The sequence below is a fragment of the Mycoplasma sp. E35C genome (assembly GCF_019873825.1).
Lineage (GTDB): Bacteria > Bacillota_I > Bacilli_A > Mycoplasmatales > Mycoplasmoidaceae > Mycoplasmoides.
The window spans coordinates 361,130-380,672 of the sequence record NZ_CP068418.1 but is presented as its reverse complement, the minus strand read 5'-3'; the positions used below and the strand labels follow the sequence as shown (position 1 = coordinate 380,672).

The window sequence follows — 19,543 nt, the reverse complement described above, 5'->3', positions numbered from 1 at the left end:
ATTAAGGGTCATTAATAATTAAATTTGAGAGAGATAATTGCGTTTTCCACTAATTAGTATAAATCTATAAAATAGATTATTTGAATAAAATTCAAAAACTTTTTTTAGATTAAACCAAAAGCAACAGGTTATTTTTAATAATGACTGTTGCCTTTTTTATTTTTTGTGTTATTGATATGTTGAGAGATATTAAACTTTATATTCGGGTTGTTAATAACAATAATTGTTATTGTGTTTAATTTTTTATTGCAATAAACACCACAATTATGAAGTAAATGTTGAAAGGAAATAATGTGTCTAATAATTCACAAGTAGAGCTAGGCTCTAAGCCAGAAGCTAGTTTTGCCAACGCTCCAACGTCGAAGAAAATTGGATTTTTTTCTGCGATGTTAGTTGTGATCGGTTCTTCTGTTGGAGCTGGAATCTTTTTTAAAGCAGGTTCAGTAGTAGATAGTTCGCACAACTCAATAGTTTTTGCAATCTTTGCATGATTGCTAGCAGCTTTTGCTGTAATTTCTATGGCAATGGCTTTAATTGAAATAGCTAGTGCTAGAAACGATAATCTGTCAATCATTGGATGATGTCAAACCTTTAATTCAAGATTTATATATAAATCTTGTAAGAACTTTATGGTTTATATTTATCTACCATTGACATATTTCTTTATGCCACTTTATGTGGTGTTATCAATTCAAGATGGCATTAGTGCTTTAAGACCTGATATTGTTGGTTTTAATACAAAAGCTGACTGATCAATTTTAATGGTGATTGCCATTTTAATGTCAGTTTATTTCATAGTTGTTAATGGTTTATCAGCTAAGGCTGGTAATATTCAAAACTGAATTATTACCTGTGTAAAATTCTTACCATTATTATTTGCAGCTGTTTTAGGATTTGTTATTCTAGGCGTTAATAATGGTCAAGTTGCTGATGAAAAATACAAGGCGATTTTTAATCCAAATGTTAATCTAACTGAAATTGCTAATAATGAAAATCCTGATGTTAATTTCGCTAAAATCTTAAACTTAAATGCATTATCACCAGGATTTGGTTTATTCATCGCAATGGGTGCAATCTTCTTTGCATTTGATGGTTTTTATGTAACTGCTGGTATTCAAACTGAAATGAAAGAACCTAAGAAAACTCCTTGGGCGATCTTATTTGGAATGATCTTTGTTACTGTGATTTATTTAGTAATCGCAATATCAATGTCACTAGGAGCAGAAGGTGGTAAACCAAGTGGGTTCCAAAGTTTCTTAGTAAAACATGATCTTAACTGATTATATGCTTTATTCCAAATTTTAATTGGTGTTGGTGTGCTTGGTATCATCAATGGATTTGCTTTATGATCAACTCGATTCATGGAAGATTTAATCCGCGCTAATGAGGTTCCGTTCAGCACAAAATTAGTTAATAAAATTAATGATAAAAGAGCTGTTGTTGGGATCAAATATAACTTAGCTCTAGCCATTCCAGTTATTATTATTTTCTGTATAATTGGTGGTTTAGCTTATGTTGATGCTGGTGATTATGGACCATCTTATGGAACTGGTAGTGCTGAGTTATATTCATTTGCTGATTTAATGGCAACATGAACGGCAGTAATTGCATTTGCTTATATTTTATTTGCAATTATTGGAGCAATCTCTAACCGAAAAACTAAGAAGATTAAAGTGCAAAAAAGTAAGTTCTTCTTACCAATGGCATACAGTTCAATCATTAGTATGATCTTACCAATCTTCTTTACATTCTTTGCACCAATCGCTGATTTCTTCTTGATGTTCTTAATTCCAACTTCATCTGAAAATTGAGCAATTGAAGTTTTAATTCCAAGATTAATGGTTGTAATCGTATTAATCATTTTCTTAGCATTTATGTTTGTACCAATTTGAGTTGAAGATTATTTCATGAAAAAGAAATTTGGTTCAATCGAAAAAGGTGAAATTGATAAGATCCACAGAATGGCAATCGTTACAAACAAAACTTTAAAACAAGCATTACTAGAACAAATTAGAAACGAAAAACGCACCATTCTAAATGAAGAAGAAAAACTAATTCTTGGAGTTGAAAAAATTCAAGAAGCTAATTGAGTTTTCATTCCATTCAAATATTAGTTAATAAAAGATATACATAACAAACATTAAGCCATTTTTGTGGCTTAATGTTTTTTTATAGCTTTCTTTAAGTTAAATAAATTAAAGATATGTAAAAAAATTAACTTATCTTCAAATAAATTTCAAAAATTAAAAAAGCTTGGTTGAGCAAACCAAACATTTATTTATTATTTTTTAAATAATCTAAACAACCATCATAATATAATAATGTTAAGTGAAACCATTTTATAAATAGAGCGATTAAATTTTTGTTATTAAGTTTTCATTGAAAATACCAATTACTAAAAGACTATTTATCTATAATGACAAAATTCAAAAAGAGTCTTATTCCATTAATCGGATTAATGGGTATTTCTGCTGGTTTAATCGCAGCATCGTGCGCGAAATACGAAGGGGAAGAAGGCCATCCTTCTTTTACGATTCCCAAAGAAGGTTCTTCTGAAGATTATAAAAATCCGTTTAACCCGCATTTAATTAATGCCAAAAAAGAAGAACAAGAATGAGAACGAAACCAAATTCTAGGTAGTTATGATTTTAAGATGATTAGTGCTTTTTTAAGAGATAATCAACTAAAAACAGACGATTTTTTTATTAGAGAAAAAATCGAAAAGCCGTTTGACGAAAAAGCACCTCCAATACCTTCCTTAAAAGATTTTGATAACAATAAAGCAAAAGAGTTGTGGAATGTTAGTTTAGATAGAATTAAACTACTCTCATACCGTTTTAATACGTTTGTTCAAAATTATTGATTTACTAAAACAAAAGAAAGTTATGAATTAAGATATGACTGGGATGTTAAATTTACTGGTTTAAGTGTTAAAGTAGAAACTTATAAAGATAAAAAACCGATTAACACTACAATTAACGAAGAAAATAAAGAACTTAAATACGAATACCGTTTTGAAGGTTATTACACGGCGTTAGGGTTTGTAATTCAAAACCGTAAGTATCCAGATATCACTATCGCGAGATTGTATGACGAAAAGAATAGAGATAACAACAACCCGTTAGCACCAATGAATGAAAACACTAAAATTGGGTATTACATCTTAAAAGGTGATGGTAAGAGTGGATTAGCAATTCCTTTTGGTATCGGGTTAGGTAAGTATATTAAAACAAACATCTCAAATGACCCTTATAAAGATGGTGAAGTCAAATATATTGATGCTTAATAAATAAAATAAACCTCATTGATCAAAGCACTAAGTGCAACCATTATTTTAAACAAGATAAATTACTACCCAAAACTTGGGTGGTATTTTTTTATTATTGTGCATTCTTAAATTTGTCTTCATCAAGGAACTTTAAAGCTTGGATTTAACCCAATTACTTTTAGATAACTATTTCTTACTCCACAACACTTTTTGTCAAAAAACTTAACAAACATATTGTTAAATTCTTCATACATTTTTTAATCTAAATAGATATTTATTTCGATACCTATTTTTATATTTGAAATCAGCACATAATAACCTGTGTTGTCTAAGTTTCTTTTCAATTCTCTTGATATTGTAGATTTACTTCTTTTAATCATTTTAAAATTTGATTAATAGACAATCTTTCTTCAAAATACACTTTGTTTATGAAGTATTTTTCTTCTAACTGAAGGTGTTTATAGTTCATATGTATAGATAATAAAAAAATATTAAACATAACTGGTTAGTGTTGCACTTAATATTTCAATTAGGGAAAGCTTGGTTGAACAATCCAAGCATTTATTTATTATTTTTTAAATAATCTAACTAATGATTATAATATAATAATGTTAAGTGAAACCATTTTATAAATAGAGCGATTTAATTTTTGTTATTAAGTTTTTATTTAATAAAAAATAGATAAGATTAAATTTTTGTTGTTAATTATTTATTAAAAATACTAATTACTGAAAAGGGTATTTATCTATAATGACAAAATTCAAAAAGGGTCTTATTCCATTAATCGGATTAATGGGTATTTCAACTGGCTTAATTGCTAGTGCTTGCTCTAATGATGGTTCAATGAAAGATAAACCTAAAGAAAAAGGTTTAATATCATCATCAGAATTTGGATTAGATTACCACGATCCATTACAAGAAAGTCAAATTAATGCTAAAAAAGAAGAAATTGAATGAGAAAAGAATAGCATCTTAGGAAGTTATGATGTTAAATTAATCACTCGTTTCTTACAAGACAATCAATTAACACCTTCTAAAATTAGAATTCATAACGCTCCTAAACTATCAACAGAGCGATCACGCAATACAGACCTAGAAGATATTAGATTAGATTCTTTTAACAACGATGAAGCTAAGAGTTTGTGAGGCATTAATTTAAACCAATTAACTTACGATGGTTTAGGTTCAGATATTGAAAATTACTGAAAAAATAAAACTAATGAAGATTACAAATTAAGAAGTGAATGAAGAATTAAATTCACAGGATTAAGTGTAAGAGTTGAATCGTTTAAAAATAAAGAAATTATAAACCCTAAGGTCGAAAAAGATAAAGACGGAAAACAAACTGGACCAGTTTATAAATACAATTACGAAGGTTGATATACTGCATTAGGTTTCTTAATTCAAAACGTTAAATATCCAGACATCACTCTTGCTCGTTTATACGATTCAGCTAACAGATCAAACAACAATCCATTTGCTCCAATGAGCCAACAAACAAAAATCGGATTCTACATCTTAAAAGGTGATGGTCACTCAGGAACTGCTATTCCATTTGGTATTGGTTTAGGTCATTACTATAAATCTAATGAAACAACCGATCAAACAATTAATGGTAAGATTACTGAAATGTCATACGATAAGTATGAAGCGGCTGAAAAAGCTAAAAAAGCACAATCAGAAAAAACTCAACCAGAAGTTAAGAAATCAGAAGAAGAATCAAAACAAAAATAATATAAGCATTATAAGAAAGAAGGACGGAGGTTCTTCTTTTTTTATTTTTGTTTTATAAATATTAATCTTCATAAAATTTTTTTTATTCTTTTCTTCTTTTTAAGAATTATCTACATATCTTTAACAGGAGAAAACGATGCAAAAACTTAATAACAACCAAAAGCAACAATTGCATGGTGGCTTTTTACCAGCCCTCATGACGGGCATCATGGCTGCCCAAATGATTATCGGACCTTTAATTAGAGGTGCTGTGACGGTTAGTAACATTGTCAATGATGTTAAATCACAACCTGATCCAGAAGGATATATGGTTGGCATTTCTGACAACGGACCAGCACCAGTAAGATCTAGTTTTTCTTCTGCAAAAGCTAGACATTCATTCCTAAGTCCATATGCTTCTTCTCTTTATTCTGGATTTTAGTAATTAATTTATGCCTAGGAAATCAACCAAAAGTACTAAGACTAAAAGAACTACTAGTACCAAGAAAACTACCACAACCAGAAAAAGAAAAACCAAAAGTAGTAATCTAGAAAGTACAGGGATTGTTCCATTAGCCGAAGGCTATAAGATAACTCCGAACGTTTTAGATAAAACCACTAAGAAGAAAAGAACTACCAAGCCAAAAATAAATAACGTCGAGCCAAATTTGAATGATCTAGTTTATGGTTTTGATGATGATCTAACTTTTGGATTACCAAGCATTGGTTTAGGTGATGAAATAAATTCTGTTAGCAATGATTTAAGTTCTGATGCTAATGTTAAATCTAACAAAAAAACTGGGTCAATCAAGAATGCTCCTAATAAATCCTCAAAATCCTTATCAAAAAGTACTCAATTTTGACGTTTAGGTTTTGTAGCTAACATTGGACTTGAAACAATTTCATCAGGCATAGAAGATATCTATAACTTATGAAAACAGAACAATAGAAAAACACCAACAGGGTATAAAGAAGCAACAGACAACTCACTTTTTGGTGTTTATAAAAATAAAGAAGGGAGTTTTAAATATGTGAATAATTGGACCGACATATACAAAAATTATGTCGAAGCCGATACAAAAATTGATAAATTAGAACAACACCACAATTACATTAAACTATTTGATAAATAGTTATTAAAAAGAAATTAACAAACTTTAAAAATGCAATCGACTAACTGAATAGGTTTTCAACCCATATATTTGTTTCTTATTTACTAGCTTTTTTTTGCTTATTTAGTTATCAGATTTCATTAACTCTATCATATACATCTTAATACAAGAGACCATTAAAATAATCAGGCTGATAGCCTGATTATTTCTTTGTTATTTAGTTTAATTATTTAGAGCTTGTTAGTTTTTTGATTGCTTGTTTTTGATAAATTAAATTAGGACCTTGGAACTTGTAAGATTTTAGTTCGCTCATAATTGAATTCTTGCTAACTTTTCTTGAAATCGAATTAGTTCTTAGACTTTGGTTAGCTGTTAGTTTTTCTTTTAAGCTTTTGGTTGCAAACGGACTAATTACTTTAATTTCAGTTGATACTAATGGTTGTTTAAATGTATTAATTTCTTTAATTGTTTTGAATTCTTTTGCAATATTCTTAACAATAACCTTATTAGTTGCTTCTTGTAATTTATTTAAATCCTTAGTAATTTGCTTATAATTATTATCTTCTTCTGAAATTAAACGGTGTTTAATGTTTTGTTGTTGTTCAATAATTAAACGGGTAATTTCATCATCTAAATCATCAAAGTTTAATGTTGATTGGTTTTCTTCTAAATCAAGTTTGGTTTTATCTTCTAGATAATAGTTAGCTGGTTTGGTTGAATTAACTGAATTAATTAAAGAATTAAATTCTAAGGTTGCGTTGTTTTCAATAGTTTCTCAATCTGATACTTCAATCTCGTTAAATGAAACTAAATCTGATGAGAATTCTTCATTAGTTAGTGTTGATTTATCTAAATCAATTACATCTTGTTTAGATGTAATTGTTAATGTTGGAGCTTTTGAATAATCAATAGCTTTTTTACAGAACATTTTAAATTCTGTTTGTTCTTGAATAATGCCTTTGTAATTATCAAAATCAAATGTTAAATAATCATATTTAACATTCTGATCAGTTAAATCTCAGTTTAAATCATGTTTTTGAATTGGATAAATTGTTTCATCATTCAATTCATTTTTTAATTGTTTTGCATCATATTCAAATTCAACATCAAAATTATCAATATCACTGTAAATAACTTTTTGTTCTTGGGCTTTGATTGTTGGTGATTTTGAATAATCAACTAAATCAGCAAACATCTTCACTTCATTTTGATCTTCAATGATGTTGTTATATTCTTTGAAATCTAATGTTAGCATGTCATAAGATGAATTATCTGATTTCAATTCTCAACTTAATTCATGTTTTTGAATTGGATAAATTTGATCATCATTAACTTCTTTGGTTGTTTGTTCTAAGTTAAATTCAAATTGGACTTGATCAGTTGAAACTTCAAGATCTTGATCAATATTAAATTGAATTAATGATGATTTAAATTCTGGTTGTTGTAATGATGATTGTTCTGAATTGATAAATTCGTTATCAAAATTGCGATAATCGTTTTCTGGAACGTTTTCAATTTCTTGTTTTTGATAACTATTGTCATAAAACACAACAGGTAAATATTCTAGATCATCAATTGATTTTTTAATCGGTTGATTAATTTGTGGGTTAACTGTATCAATTTGAACGATTTGTTCAACAATTTCATATTGATCTAATGTTTTTTGATCATTAATTGGTTGTCGGTATTGTGAATTTAAGTTTTGGTTTGCTAGATCAACATCAACACTTAAATCAGAAGTGGCTAAGTTTTGTTCTTGCACTTCATAACTAATATGATCATCAATTAGGTGTGTTTTGGCTTCTAATTGATTTGGTTGGTTTTGTTTTAATTGGGCGTTTAGTTCGTTGTTAGTTAATGAAGTATCAATTGATAAATCTGAACTATCAAGTTTTTGTTCAACAACTTGATAATCAATATTTGCTTGGTTGTGATGTGTATTTTGATCTAAAATTTCAACCTGTTGATTTGATATTGGTTGATTAATAACTTCAACTGGTTGGTTGATGTTATTTAATTGATTAACAATAACATTATCAGCTAATTTTAAATCTAAAACTTCTGGTTTTAGATTATTTAAATCAACTGGTTGATTTAGTGGAATTGGTTTAATTGTTGGATTAACAATCACTTGATCAACTTTAATTGTGGGATTAACTAAATTAATGCTATCATTATCATTTAGTGCTTGGTTATTAATTGGTTGATCAATTGTTGTGTTGATTAGAACTTCTTGGTGAATTTCAATTGGCTCTTGAACATTTAAATGAACATCAGGACTATATACTTCTGGCTGGTCATTAATTTCTTCAGATTTCACACCAACATAAACTTCTTCTTGCTCAACGTCTTGTTCAATTGTGGTTTTATCAAGTTCTTGATCAAATTCTTCTTTTTGATCATCACCCCAATCAAGATCTAATGTGTTGATATCTAGATTTTGTAATTGTGTTAATTCTTCTTCATCTAAATCTAGATCAAAGTTTTCGTCATTAATTGTTTCAACTGGTTTTAGATTACCTTCAATAACATCTTTTTCAGCTTTATCTTGTTCTTGCTTTTCTGATTTAACTAAGATGTCGTGAATTAAATCACTAGCTGTGGTAATTTCATTGATTTGATCAACAAGATCCTTATCATCTTGTTGTTTGTAATCACCATCATAAATACGTTCTGTGATTAGTGATTGTTCAGTTTCATCAAAAAAACCTTCAAAGTGTTTGTTAATTGTTTCTTTGATTGCAGCTTTTGTATCAGTTTGTGACTTCTTATCTTTTTTCTTTAATAAACTCTTTTTTGAACGTTTTTTAATTTCGGCAAAATCAGAATTTAATAAGTCTTCTTTATCTAAGATCGTATCAAAATATTTACTTTTTAAATGGCTTTTATTGATTTTAATTTCACCTGAGAAGATGATGTTTTCGTCGTTTAAAATTGATTTATCACTAAAATCAAAATCGTTGTCTTCATCAAACTCACTTTTAACTTTTACATTAACAAGTTCAGGTTCGTTGTTAGCTAAATGTTGTGCTAATTTAACTTCTTCTTGTTTTTTGGTTTTTCTTTTTTTAGAGTCACTTTTAGTTTTTTTAGTTCTAGCCATAATTGATTAATCTTATAAGATCTGATACTTCTTAAAATTCTTTAATTCGCGATTGGCAATCAGGTTAATTAAATCGTTTTGATTTAAGTAATTAACGCGATAATTATACTTTCATTTTAAAGCATTTAAAATTGGTCCAACCTCATTATTGTTAATTCCTAAGATATAAGACCTTTTTTTATGCTTATCAATTACTGATATCTGCTCAGTTCATGAAACATGATAATCATAAATAATTTCAATATTATCATCATAATCAATCGCACTAATAAATGCTGATAATAACACTTTGGTGCTATTCATTAATTCAGTAATTGTTGTTCAGTGATTTGGTTCAAAAATGATGTAATTAATTGGGTGATAAAAGACTAAGAAATAAAGTGGTTGGTGTTTTTTTGATAAGTCACTTTCAATCACTTTGATCATCTTTAAGATTTTTGCTTTATCTAAGATGCGAATGATTTCAATCAGTTCTTCAAAATCGATATTTAGTTCTTTTGATAATAAGTTGAGATTAAAACAAGGTAAATCAGCATACACCACAATGTTTAATAATGCCATGCATGTTTTGATTGAATATTTCTTATTAAACAATTCATAAACATCATGTCTGAATAAATTAACAATCTGGTTGAAAAACAACTTTTGGGCGTCGTTTTTATCATTAAATCTGGCTAAGATCGGACTGTATGAATCTAAGTATTCAAAATAATCAACAAAGCTAATGTCATTAAATTTTTCTTTAGCAATTAAATATTCACTAAAACGGAACGGTTTTAAGAATAAATGGTTAAAGTTGTAATGATTAATAACCTTGTTATACAAGATCCCTGAGTTATTTACGAATAGATAAAAAACAATGTTTTGTTTTTTAGCAATCTTAGCAATTTGCTTAAACCAAATTCTGGTTCCTTCTTGTTGGTGCATGTTGCTAATCATGAAAAAAGCATTGTTAATATCTTTAATCTTATTTAAGAAATCATCGATCTTAAAGTCATTATTCACATATTCAGAGCTTAAATCAACTAGATATAAATTATCTAGGGAATTAATATCATTAAAACGAGCGTAAATTTCACTAATAATTTCAGCTTGACCACAGTAGTCTAATCCTGAAATCACAGAAACTTTTTTTGTCTTTTTTAAGTTGAATAAAACATCAACAAAAAAAGCTCTTGTGTAGTTTGTAGTGAGATTTTCACTGATCCAGTTTTTAATTGCTTCTGAATGAATAAATTGCATCTTGTTTTAATAAACTCTACTTGTTGGAATTAATGATCTTATTAGCATACTGCTTAATTTCATCTTTTGATAGTCTGCCTTTGTTAACGCTCTTAAACACCCCTCTACGGCCGCTCATTTTTTGTGGAATCTTTTCTTTTTCACCAGTTTTGGCTTCATAGATTTTTCTAGCAAACCATCCACCTGGTTTTCTGATTTTTAATGATTGGTCATTATCTAAGTGTTCTTGGATCTTATCATTAATGATCACAATATCTTTGGTGTTGTAGTGTCTAATGCCATCAGCATCATAACTATAATCATCATAATCATTGTTGTTATAATCAACAACTTGGTCATTATGATCATAATTAAGATCATAACCAGATTGGTTATATTCATTAAATTGATCAACTAGTTTTGGATCTAGTTCAACATCAACGGGTTCAAAATACATCCCGTTTTCATCAACATAAGCTTCATTGTATTGATCATAATAACCATAATAATCAATTGCTTCTGGATAGTAGTTGTATGTATTTTCTTTTAATCGAGAAATTTCTTGATTAAAAGTTTGTGAAATTTTATTAGTTATTTCGTTAGTAATTTGGTTGATATTTTCTTTGTTGTAAATATCTTCAAAGCTATGTAAGATTTGATCTTTTGAACTATTATATTGATCAATAATTGATTGCGTTTTTTGTTGTTCAGCTTTTAGTTTTAAAATCTTTTGTTCAATTGAATTTAAATCATCAGCTTGTGATTTAGTTTGTGATTTATTGTTTGATAAATCAGTTTCATAAGCTTGTTTTTGTTTTTGTAATTCATCAAGAGCTTTATTATTCTTGTTAATAATGTGCTCTTGGTATTGGTTTCATTCTAAGTTTTTTAGACGAATAATATCATCAAACTGTTCTTTTTGTTTATTTAGTTTTGAGATAATTTCGCTTTGTTTTTTCTTGATTTCTTGATCGTATTCTTTTTGTTGTTCAGACAACACACTTAGATAAGTATCACGAATTTGTGATAAATCATCTTGTTTTTGATCGATTAATTCATTAGTTTTATTTTGAATTTTTTCATTAATTAACTTAATGAAATCATTCTTAGATTTAATCAATTCGTTTTCATAACGTTCTTTGTGTTCGTTTAAAATCGTTTCGTAAGCTTGTTTTTGATTTTGTAGAACATCTTTGAACTCACTAGTTTTTTTAATAATCTCTGTTTGGTTAATTTCTTGATTTTTAACTAGCTGTTCTTTTAATTGATTAATCTGAGCATTTAGAGCTTGGATTTGTAATTGTGATTGTTCTTGTTTTTGTTCTAATAATTTTTGATCTTCTTGGTATTTTAGTTTTAATTGATCTAGTTTTGATAAGGTATCAATCTTAAAGTTTGATAATAAACCAGTAGTTTTATCAGATTGAGTTAATTTGTCTTCAATGATTTTAAATTCATCAACCATTTGGTTATTTGATGGAATCGAATTTAATAATTGAGCGTGTAATTGGTTATTGTTAATGTAGTGATTAACCGAATTGATAACTGATGGTTGAGCATTAATTTGATGGTTGATTAAAACTTGTTCATCGATATTAAATTGTGGATTATTAGTTTTATTGTTAATTTGGTTATTAGAAACATTAACAATCACATCTTCATTAATTAGATAGCTAGAATCAACTTCTGATAACTTGATTTTTTCTTCTTGGATTTGTTTTTTAATTTGATCTAGCTTAATGTTTTCAACTTGGATGTTTTTAACTAAAGCATTTAAATCATTAATCTCAGGACTGGCTGGATTAACATTAACTTGCGTATTAACAACTTCTTGGTTGATTAGTTCTGGTTTAACTTCATTTAGTTCAAATCTAGTTTGAGTTAATGGGTTAAGTTCGTTGATGTTTTTTGATACTAAAACTTCTTCATTATCTAGTTTAGTTTCATTAACCACAACAACATTTGGTTGGATCAATTCTTGTGGTTGAATTGGTTGATTAATCGTTGGATTAATCAATTGTGTTGGTTGTTGATTAAATGTTGGATTAACTGGAATTGGATTAGTTTGAACTGGTTGAATTAATGGTTGAGTTTGTTGGTGAATTTGTGGTGTAACAACTTGATTTTGAACATTAAATTGATCTAATTTTGTTCTTAGATTAATGTTATGATCTGACGCTTGTTGTGCTTGAAGTTGTTGTGTTAATTCTTCTGGTTTAACCGTAATAATCGGTGAAGCTTCAACAGTTGTTTCAGTAATATTAATCGGTCTTAATTCATTTAAATAAGCCAGTTTTTCATCTAATAATTTTTCTTGTTGTTGGATTGTTAATACTAATTGATCAACGATGAATTGTTGAGAATTTTTTGCCAACTCAATTTGAGTTTGGTGTTCTTGTTTTAATTCATTTAGCTTTTGTTCGTTTAGTTCAATTAGTTCTAGTTGTGTTTTTAGTACTGATTGTTTTAATGACTCTAAATCTTTTTTGGTATCAGTATTAATATCAGCTAATAATTCTTGTTTTAATAAAGCTAAATCTTGTTTGGTTAAGCTGTTTGTTGGTTGAATTTCTTTTCTAATTTCTTGTAAATCTTCTTTGGTTAGATTATCAAAATTAGCTAGTTCACTATTTAATAAATTAATATTTTGTTCTAAGCTAGCAACCTTAGTTTTAGCATCTAGTTTAAGTTCAAATAAATGAACTGATAGTTCATTTAGTGACTTAAATGTTTGGTTGTTAAATACTAAATCGAATTTAGCATTAGGTTGTTTGTTGATTTCATCAAAAACAATTTGCGAATACTTACTAATCTCTTCAAAGATTAATTTGGTTTGAACAAAACTCTTGTTTAGTGAATAATAATGTTTTTTTAATTCATTTTTATCACTAACATTAATTAAATCATCAAGATTAAAAATTGATGCCTGTTGGTATTTATTAAAGAAGTTGGTATATAGGTTTGATAAGAATAAGATCTGGCTTGATAAATATTCTTGATTAATGATAACTGATTGATCATTAGTTTGTTTTTCAACCACAACCATTGTTGGTTGATAAACTTCTTGATCATCTTGTTTTATTTCATCATCTTCAAGCAGTTGTTTTTTTAGTGCTTCTAATTGTTCGGTTAATAATGCAATTAGAGCATCATCTTCTTGTTCTTGCTCTTTGGTATATTCTTCTTGGTAGTTAATTGAGTAATTAACTTGTGGCATATCATACTTAGAAATGAACTCTTCTTGTTCTTTTTTAAGTTTTAATTCTTCTTCTTTAATTAATGCATTTAAGTATTCTTTATTGTTCATTTTGATAAATACTATTTAGCTTTCTTTTTCTCGATTAATTCTTTAATCGTTTTAATCTCATTAGCCAATTGGTTAATGCGTTCTTTTTTGTGATTAACTGTTTCTTTATTGTGATTTAAATCAATTCTTAAATTTTGATTTAATTTTTGATCAACAACTTTTTTACGTTGATCAATGATTGCTTGCGCTTGGTTAATTAAATCTAAGTTTTCTTTGATTTGGTTAGTTGGTTGAGATGAAACTACTGGTGGTGGAGTTACTTTAATTTTTTCAGTATTACTCTTGATTGTGTGAATTTCATCATATAGACCTGAAAGTTGTTTTTGGAAATCTTGGTTTTCAGTTCTTAATAAGTTGATGTTTTGTTCGTAAGAATGTCTTAGATTATCGAACATTTGTTGGTATTTTTTATCTTGGTTTTCGATTGCTCTTTTTACTTCTTGCGGACTTTTTTGTAGTGCGTCTGATAGTTGATCGAATTGTTCTTTTAGTTCTTGTTTTTGCGAACTAAATAAGTTCATTTGGTTTTTGAAATCAGATTTGATTTCATTAACTAATTCTTTTAATTCATTAGTTTGGTTTGAATTAGATATCGGAGCTAAATTTGATTGTTTAGTATCGTTTAAAACATTCTTAATTTCTTCTAATAATCTTGAGTTTGAAGAAATTTCTTCTAATTCACGAACATTTTGTTGGTTGTGTTCTAATTCGTTTTCTAGTCTTTTAATGCGTTTTTCAGTATTAAAAGCAACTTGGTTTAATAAGTTGTGTAATGAATTAATTTTGTATGAATTATTAGCGTTTAGTTGGTTGTGATAGTTTAAATGTTGAGAAGCATTTTGGGCAAGCAACTTCTTGTGGTTTTTTAATTGTTTTAATTGCTTAGATAGTTTATTGTTCTTCTTGTTTGCTTCATCTAATGCTCATTGGTGTTCTTTTTGCATCATGAACATTTGTTGTTGGTTAATCAATTGGTGCATTTGCATCAACGGATTGTTCATATCATATGAAACTTGTGGATAAGCTGGCATACCAACGAATGGCGCTGGAGCTTGAACAGGAACAATAATTTGGTTTGGAGCAGTTTGAGTTGGAGTTGCTGGAGTGATGTTTAAGAAATTAGGGTAAGGGTTTTGGAAGTTTGCCATAGTATTCTTATTAATTGCTTCTTGGATTAATGTTCGTTGTTTTAGCAAGTTATTTCTTGCTTGAACCATTTTTTTATTAACTTGAACTAATTTTTTAAATTGGTTCTGAATTTGTTGCTCTTGTTGTTTGTGTTTTTCATCAGTTGTTTTTGCGTTAGCTAAGATCTTTTTAGCTTTGGCATATTCTGATTTCAGCCTTTGTTTTTGTTCATTGATTAAACGTTGGGCATCTTGTAGGCGTTGGGCGTTCTCTGAGTTTTCGTTCAACGCTTTTTGTAATTCAGATTTTTGTTTGGCAATTAGTTGCTGTAAGTTTTCTAGCTCTTGTTTTCTGAAATCAACTTCTTGCTTAATCGTTGCGACTTTATGTTTTTCTTTGGTAATGCGGTTAAGTTTTTCGTTGATTTGAGCTTTTTCGAAGTTAAGTTTTTTTAGTTCGATGTTTTTAGCAACATTAAAGTCATCACGTTCTTTATGTAATTCTTGTTGGGTTTTTAATAAAGACTGACGTAATTGGTTATTCTTGTATTTTTGCTCAGCTAATACTTGTTTTTCACGTTGTTGATCTTTGTAGTTATTAAAGACTTTCGAACGTAATACTTCAATCTTGCTTGATTTTTTATGTAACTCTTGTTTTAAGAGTTCAACTTTATTAAAGAAGTTAGTTTTTTGAGAATCTAATTTTCTCTTATCAGCTAGAATTGCTTTATGTAATTTGTGGTATTCGTCAATGCGTTGTTTTAATTCTTTTTTATTTGCATTAACGTTGCTGCTTTCTTTATCAATTACATAACGTAACTGTTTTAAGTCTTCAATTTTATGACTTAAATTACGATCTTTTTGTTGAACTTGTTGATAGAAGTTATCAATTTCTCGTAAATCGTTTTCTTTTTGTTCTGAGAAATTACGTTTTTCTTGTTGTAAAGTTCGGTATTTTTGCTCTAATTCACGAGATAGTGCCTGTTGATCAGACATCATGCGATCAACATTAGAACGGTCTAATAATACTTGTTGCTTTTGTGCTTCAAGATCATTTTCCATCCGTTTTAATCGGGTGATGAACTCAGTTTTTTTAGCATCTAATTGTTCATTTTCACGATCAATTTTTTCTTTACGTTCATTTAGTAAAGCTAATTGGTTGTTGATTTGTGACTTATCTGCTTTATTAGTTTTACGAATTAAATCTAATTTAGCAATTGCTAAATTTAATTGATTGATGTTTTTGTTAACATCTTTTTCTTTTTCTAATAAATCATTACGTTCTTTTTTTAATTTTTCAAACTCAACTTGTTTATCGTGGTTGAATTGATCTTTTTCAGCTTCTAATAGATCAAATTTACGTTGTAAATCTGCATCTTTTTGTTGTTGTTGTTTAGCAACTTCATTTAGTTGAACTGAACGTAAAGATAAGATTTCGTGTTTTTGGTTGATTTCAGCTTTAAGCGTGCCGATACGTTGAATTAGATCAATGCGTTTTTTAGCTAATAATTCTTCTTGTAGGTGGAATTTTTTATCAGCTTTTTCTAATTGTTCTAATTTGTCGTTAATTTCTTGTTTTTGTAAACGGCCATCACGAGCTTGGTTGAATAACGTTTCACGTTGCTCGTTAATGTTTTTTTGTGATAATTCGATTTCGTTACGTTGTTTTTGGATTTCTAGATATAAATTTGAAATCTTATTAAACTTGTTACGTTTTAATTCATCAAAATTATTCTTTTCTTCTTCTAGACGCTTGAAGTCTTTTTTAATGCGTTCTTCTTGTTCTTCTTGTTCAAACTTACGTTTTTTGTAATCTTCTTCGCGTAATGATAAGATTTCAGAACGTTGGTTGTATTCGCTTTCTAGTAATTCAACACGGTTATCAAACTTGATTTGCTCTTGAGCAATCTTGTCGCTTTGTTTTAAGAACTCTACTTGAGCTTGTTTGAATTCAACAAGTTTAGCTTCAATTTCTTGTTTTGATGCTTTGTTGTTGTTTTCAATTGTTTTTAGTTCATTGTAGCGATCATTAACTTTTTGAGCATAGATTGCTAGATCATTTTCTTTTAGTTTTAATTGATTTTGAGCATCAATTAATTCTTCAAGTTTTTGTTGTTTTTGGGTTGCAAACTTCTTCTTTTGTTGTTCTAGTTCATTAAGTTCGTCATTAAGTTTTTGGTTTAATGCGTTGTATTCGTTTTCTTGTTTAGTTTTTAATGATTCTAGTTCGCTGCGTTTTTTAGCTAATTCAGCTTCAAAGATATTCAATTTTTCAATTGAATTAGCTTTGAAGTTTTCAATATTGTTTTGATAGATTTCTAAATCATTACGTTGTTTAGCTAATTGTTTGATCTCTTGATCAATTTCTTCACGTTTTTTTAGACTATCTTCTTTATCTAAGTCCAGTTGTTGGCGTTCTGTGCTTAGTTTTTTTAATTCATTTTCAACAAGAGCTTTTTTTAATTCTAGCTCTTGGTGCATTGCTTGAGCTTTGTGGAATGCTTCATTTTTTTGAGTATTAATATCATGCTCATAATTTGCTAATGAAGCTTCTTTTTTCTGAAGATTTTTTTCGTAGATTGATAGATCTTCTTTTTGACGTTTTAAATCATGTTCAAAGACCTTTAAATCTTCAATCATCTTTTGCGATTTTAGATTTAAATCTTCTTGCTGTTTGTTTAAATATGCCTTAGTTGTATTTAAATTATTAAGATCATTTTTTAGCTTTTGTTCTAAAACAAATGAATTTTGTTTTGAAGTTTGTGCTTTTGAGATTTCTTCATTTAATTGGTTGATCTTAGCTTGAACTTCTGCTTGTTTAATTTGTAGTTGTTCATAGCCTTCTTTTAATTCTTTTTCACGATCAACTAATTTCTTTTGTTCTCAACTAATGTTGTTTTCAAAATCAGTTTGTTGGCGTTTGATGTCACGTTCGTATTGTAATAGTTCTTGTTCGCGCTCATCATTTTTCTTACGCTCAATCAACAACATGCGTTGTAAGTCCGCACGTTCAGATTCAACTTCTAGTTGAATCTTTTGAATTGTTTGTTGGTCTAATAATTCTTTTTGATCTAGGGCTTTTTTGCGTTGATCAATTTCGGCTTTTAGTTGTTCTAGATTTCTTAATTTAGCTAAGATATCTTGTTTTTTATCATGAAGATCGTCTTCTTTTCTTGAAGCTTCACTTAGTTTAGCATTGGCTTCTAAAAATAATTCATCGATCTCTTGACGTTTTTTATTTAATGCTAATTCAGCATTTTTATACTTACGTTCTTGCGTTTCTTTTTCGCGTTCAAATTTTAGTCTTTCATCTTTTAATTCAGACTTGTATTCTTCTAGTTCGTTAATTTTTTCATTAACGATTAAATCTTGTTCTTTGCGACGATTTTCAACAAAACTAAACTTTTGTTTTAATTCGTTTTGTAAATTATTTAAAGCAGCTAATGACTGCTTACGCATTGATTCAAAAGATAAGTTTGCGATCTTTAATCGATCTTTATCTTCTTGAAGTTTGATTAATAAACGTTTAGTTTTATTTTGTTTTTCAGTTAACAACTCTCTTTGTTGAGCTGTTTGAGCATTTGATTGCTTAGCTTGTAAGATTGCTTGTTTAGCTTTTTTGTATGAATTTTCTAATTCAATCTTACGTAACGCAAAATATTGATCAGCACTGGCTTTGATTTGGAAAATCTTACCCTTTTGATCATCAAAATTTTGCTTAGCTTTTTCAACTTCGTTCTTTAAAGTATCTAAACTATTAACATAACCCTTGTATTTGTTGTCATGTTCTTTTTTCATTTCTTTCAATGAATTTAGATACTGATCTAGTTGTGTTTTATAACGCTTAATCGTTTCTTTTTTAAGATTAATGTTATAAAGATGAATCTTTTTAGCACTTTGTAATTTAGCTTTTTTAGCAACTAAATCATTAATTTCATCTTGTAATAGTTGTCTTGATAAATTATCAAGTTTGTGAGTGCCATAACTATCAGCATTTAACTGATGCAGTTTTTGATCAATTCAATATTGCAACTCATTAATTTGATTATCTAGTTCTTTAATTTCGTTGCTAGATGAAGCTAATAAATCCTTATACTGTTTTGATTCGTTAAATAATTTTGATTTTAGTTCATCAATTTGAATGTAATTTGAACGAATGTTCTTATCATGATCCTTATTGTAATGATCAAGACTAGTTTGTTCTTTTTTTAAACGCTCATTTAGTTCATTAACAAAATCGATTGAATCGTTTTTGTATTGTTCAACATGATAAAGTTCGTTTTCTAAACGATCTAATTCGTTTAGTAAATATTCACGTTCAGCTTCAAAATCTTCTGGGTGAAATTGGTGTTGGTTAGCTTCTAGTTCATCAAGTGCAGCTAGTAGTCGGTTTTTTTCATTACCAATTTCAACTTGTAATTGTTCGTAATAATCAATGTCACTATTAACACGATTACTTTGATTTTTAAGATCTTCTAACTCTGTTCTTGATTGTGTGTATAAACTAGTGTTATCTTTGGTTTGATAACTAGTTGTTGGTTTTTTGTATTGGTTAGCAATTAAATTTTCTTGATTAGCTTTAATGTAACCATCGTCAAATCCAGTGTCATAAACATCTTGATAGACATTATTTTCTTGATCATCAAACTGATCAATCTCATAATCAGAATTAGAATAATGTTTCATGTTGAT

9 protein-coding genes are annotated in these 19,543 nt (G+C 28.3%); 5 read left to right on the top strand and 4 right to left on the bottom strand.

Going from position 1 to position 19,543, the window contains the following annotated elements; all coding sequences use genetic code 4:
- The first annotated feature begins 293 nt into the window (after nucleotides 1-293).
- The 5 genes from JJE79_RS01615 to JJE79_RS01595 all read left to right on the top strand — a co-directional run bounded on the left by JJE79_RS01615 (nucleotide 294) and on the right by JJE79_RS01595 (nucleotide 6,114).
- Nucleotides 294-2,114 (top strand): APC family permease, encoded by a 1,821-nt coding sequence (locus tag JJE79_RS01615; RefSeq protein WP_255565866.1) that lies wholly within the window; start codon nucleotides 294-296, stop codon nucleotides 2,112-2,114.
- Between the two features lie 302 nt (nucleotides 2,115-2,416).
- Complete coding sequence (locus JJE79_RS01610; protein ID WP_222926741.1) at nucleotides 2,417-3,286, top strand: hypothetical protein; 870 nt, start codon at nucleotides 2,417-2,419, stop codon at nucleotides 3,284-3,286.
- Between the two features lie 732 nt (nucleotides 3,287-4,018).
- The gene (locus tag JJE79_RS01605; protein WP_222926740.1) at nucleotides 4,019-5,002 is read left to right on the top strand and encodes a hypothetical protein; all 984 of its coding nucleotides are present in this window, start codon (nucleotides 4,019-4,021) and stop codon (nucleotides 5,000-5,002) included.
- A gap of 196 nt (nucleotides 5,003-5,198) precedes the next feature.
- Nucleotides 5,199-5,423: a hypothetical protein gene (locus tag JJE79_RS01600; protein ID WP_255565865.1), complete on the top strand. Its 225-nt coding sequence runs from the start codon at nucleotides 5,199-5,201 to the stop codon at nucleotides 5,421-5,423.
- A gap of 10 nt (nucleotides 5,424-5,433) precedes the next feature.
- Complete coding sequence (locus tag JJE79_RS01595; protein WP_222926738.1) at nucleotides 5,434-6,114, top strand: hypothetical protein; 681 nt, start codon at nucleotides 5,434-5,436, stop codon at nucleotides 6,112-6,114.
- Between the two features lie 205 nt (nucleotides 6,115-6,319).
- On the opposite strand, the gene JJE79_RS01590 is transcribed toward JJE79_RS01595, so the two are convergent.
- Genes JJE79_RS01590 through JJE79_RS01575 form a run of 4 tightly spaced genes read right to left on the bottom strand, consistent with a single transcriptional unit; the run spans nucleotide 6,320 to nucleotide 19,537 of the window.
- Nucleotides 6,320-9,196 carry a hypothetical protein gene (locus JJE79_RS01590; RefSeq protein WP_222926737.1) on the bottom strand — a complete coding sequence of 959 codons (2,877 nt, stop codon included), beginning with the start codon at nucleotides 9,194-9,196 and terminating at the stop codon, nucleotides 6,320-6,322.
- 12 nt (nucleotides 9,197-9,208) lie between these two features.
- Complete coding sequence (locus tag JJE79_RS01585; protein WP_222926736.1) at nucleotides 9,209-10,438, bottom strand: hypothetical protein; 1,230 nt, start codon at nucleotides 10,436-10,438, stop codon at nucleotides 9,209-9,211.
- A gap of 16 nt (nucleotides 10,439-10,454) precedes the next feature.
- Nucleotides 10,455-13,724: a cytadherence-associated protein gene (locus JJE79_RS01580; RefSeq protein WP_222926735.1), complete on the bottom strand. Its 3,270-nt coding sequence runs from the start codon at nucleotides 13,722-13,724 to the stop codon at nucleotides 10,455-10,457.
- Between the two features lie 11 nt (nucleotides 13,725-13,735).
- Complete coding sequence (locus JJE79_RS01575; RefSeq protein ID WP_222926734.1) at nucleotides 13,736-19,537, bottom strand: cytadherence high molecular weight protein 2; 5,802 nt, start codon at nucleotides 19,535-19,537, stop codon at nucleotides 13,736-13,738.
- Nucleotides 19,538-19,543: the final 6 nt, after the last annotated feature.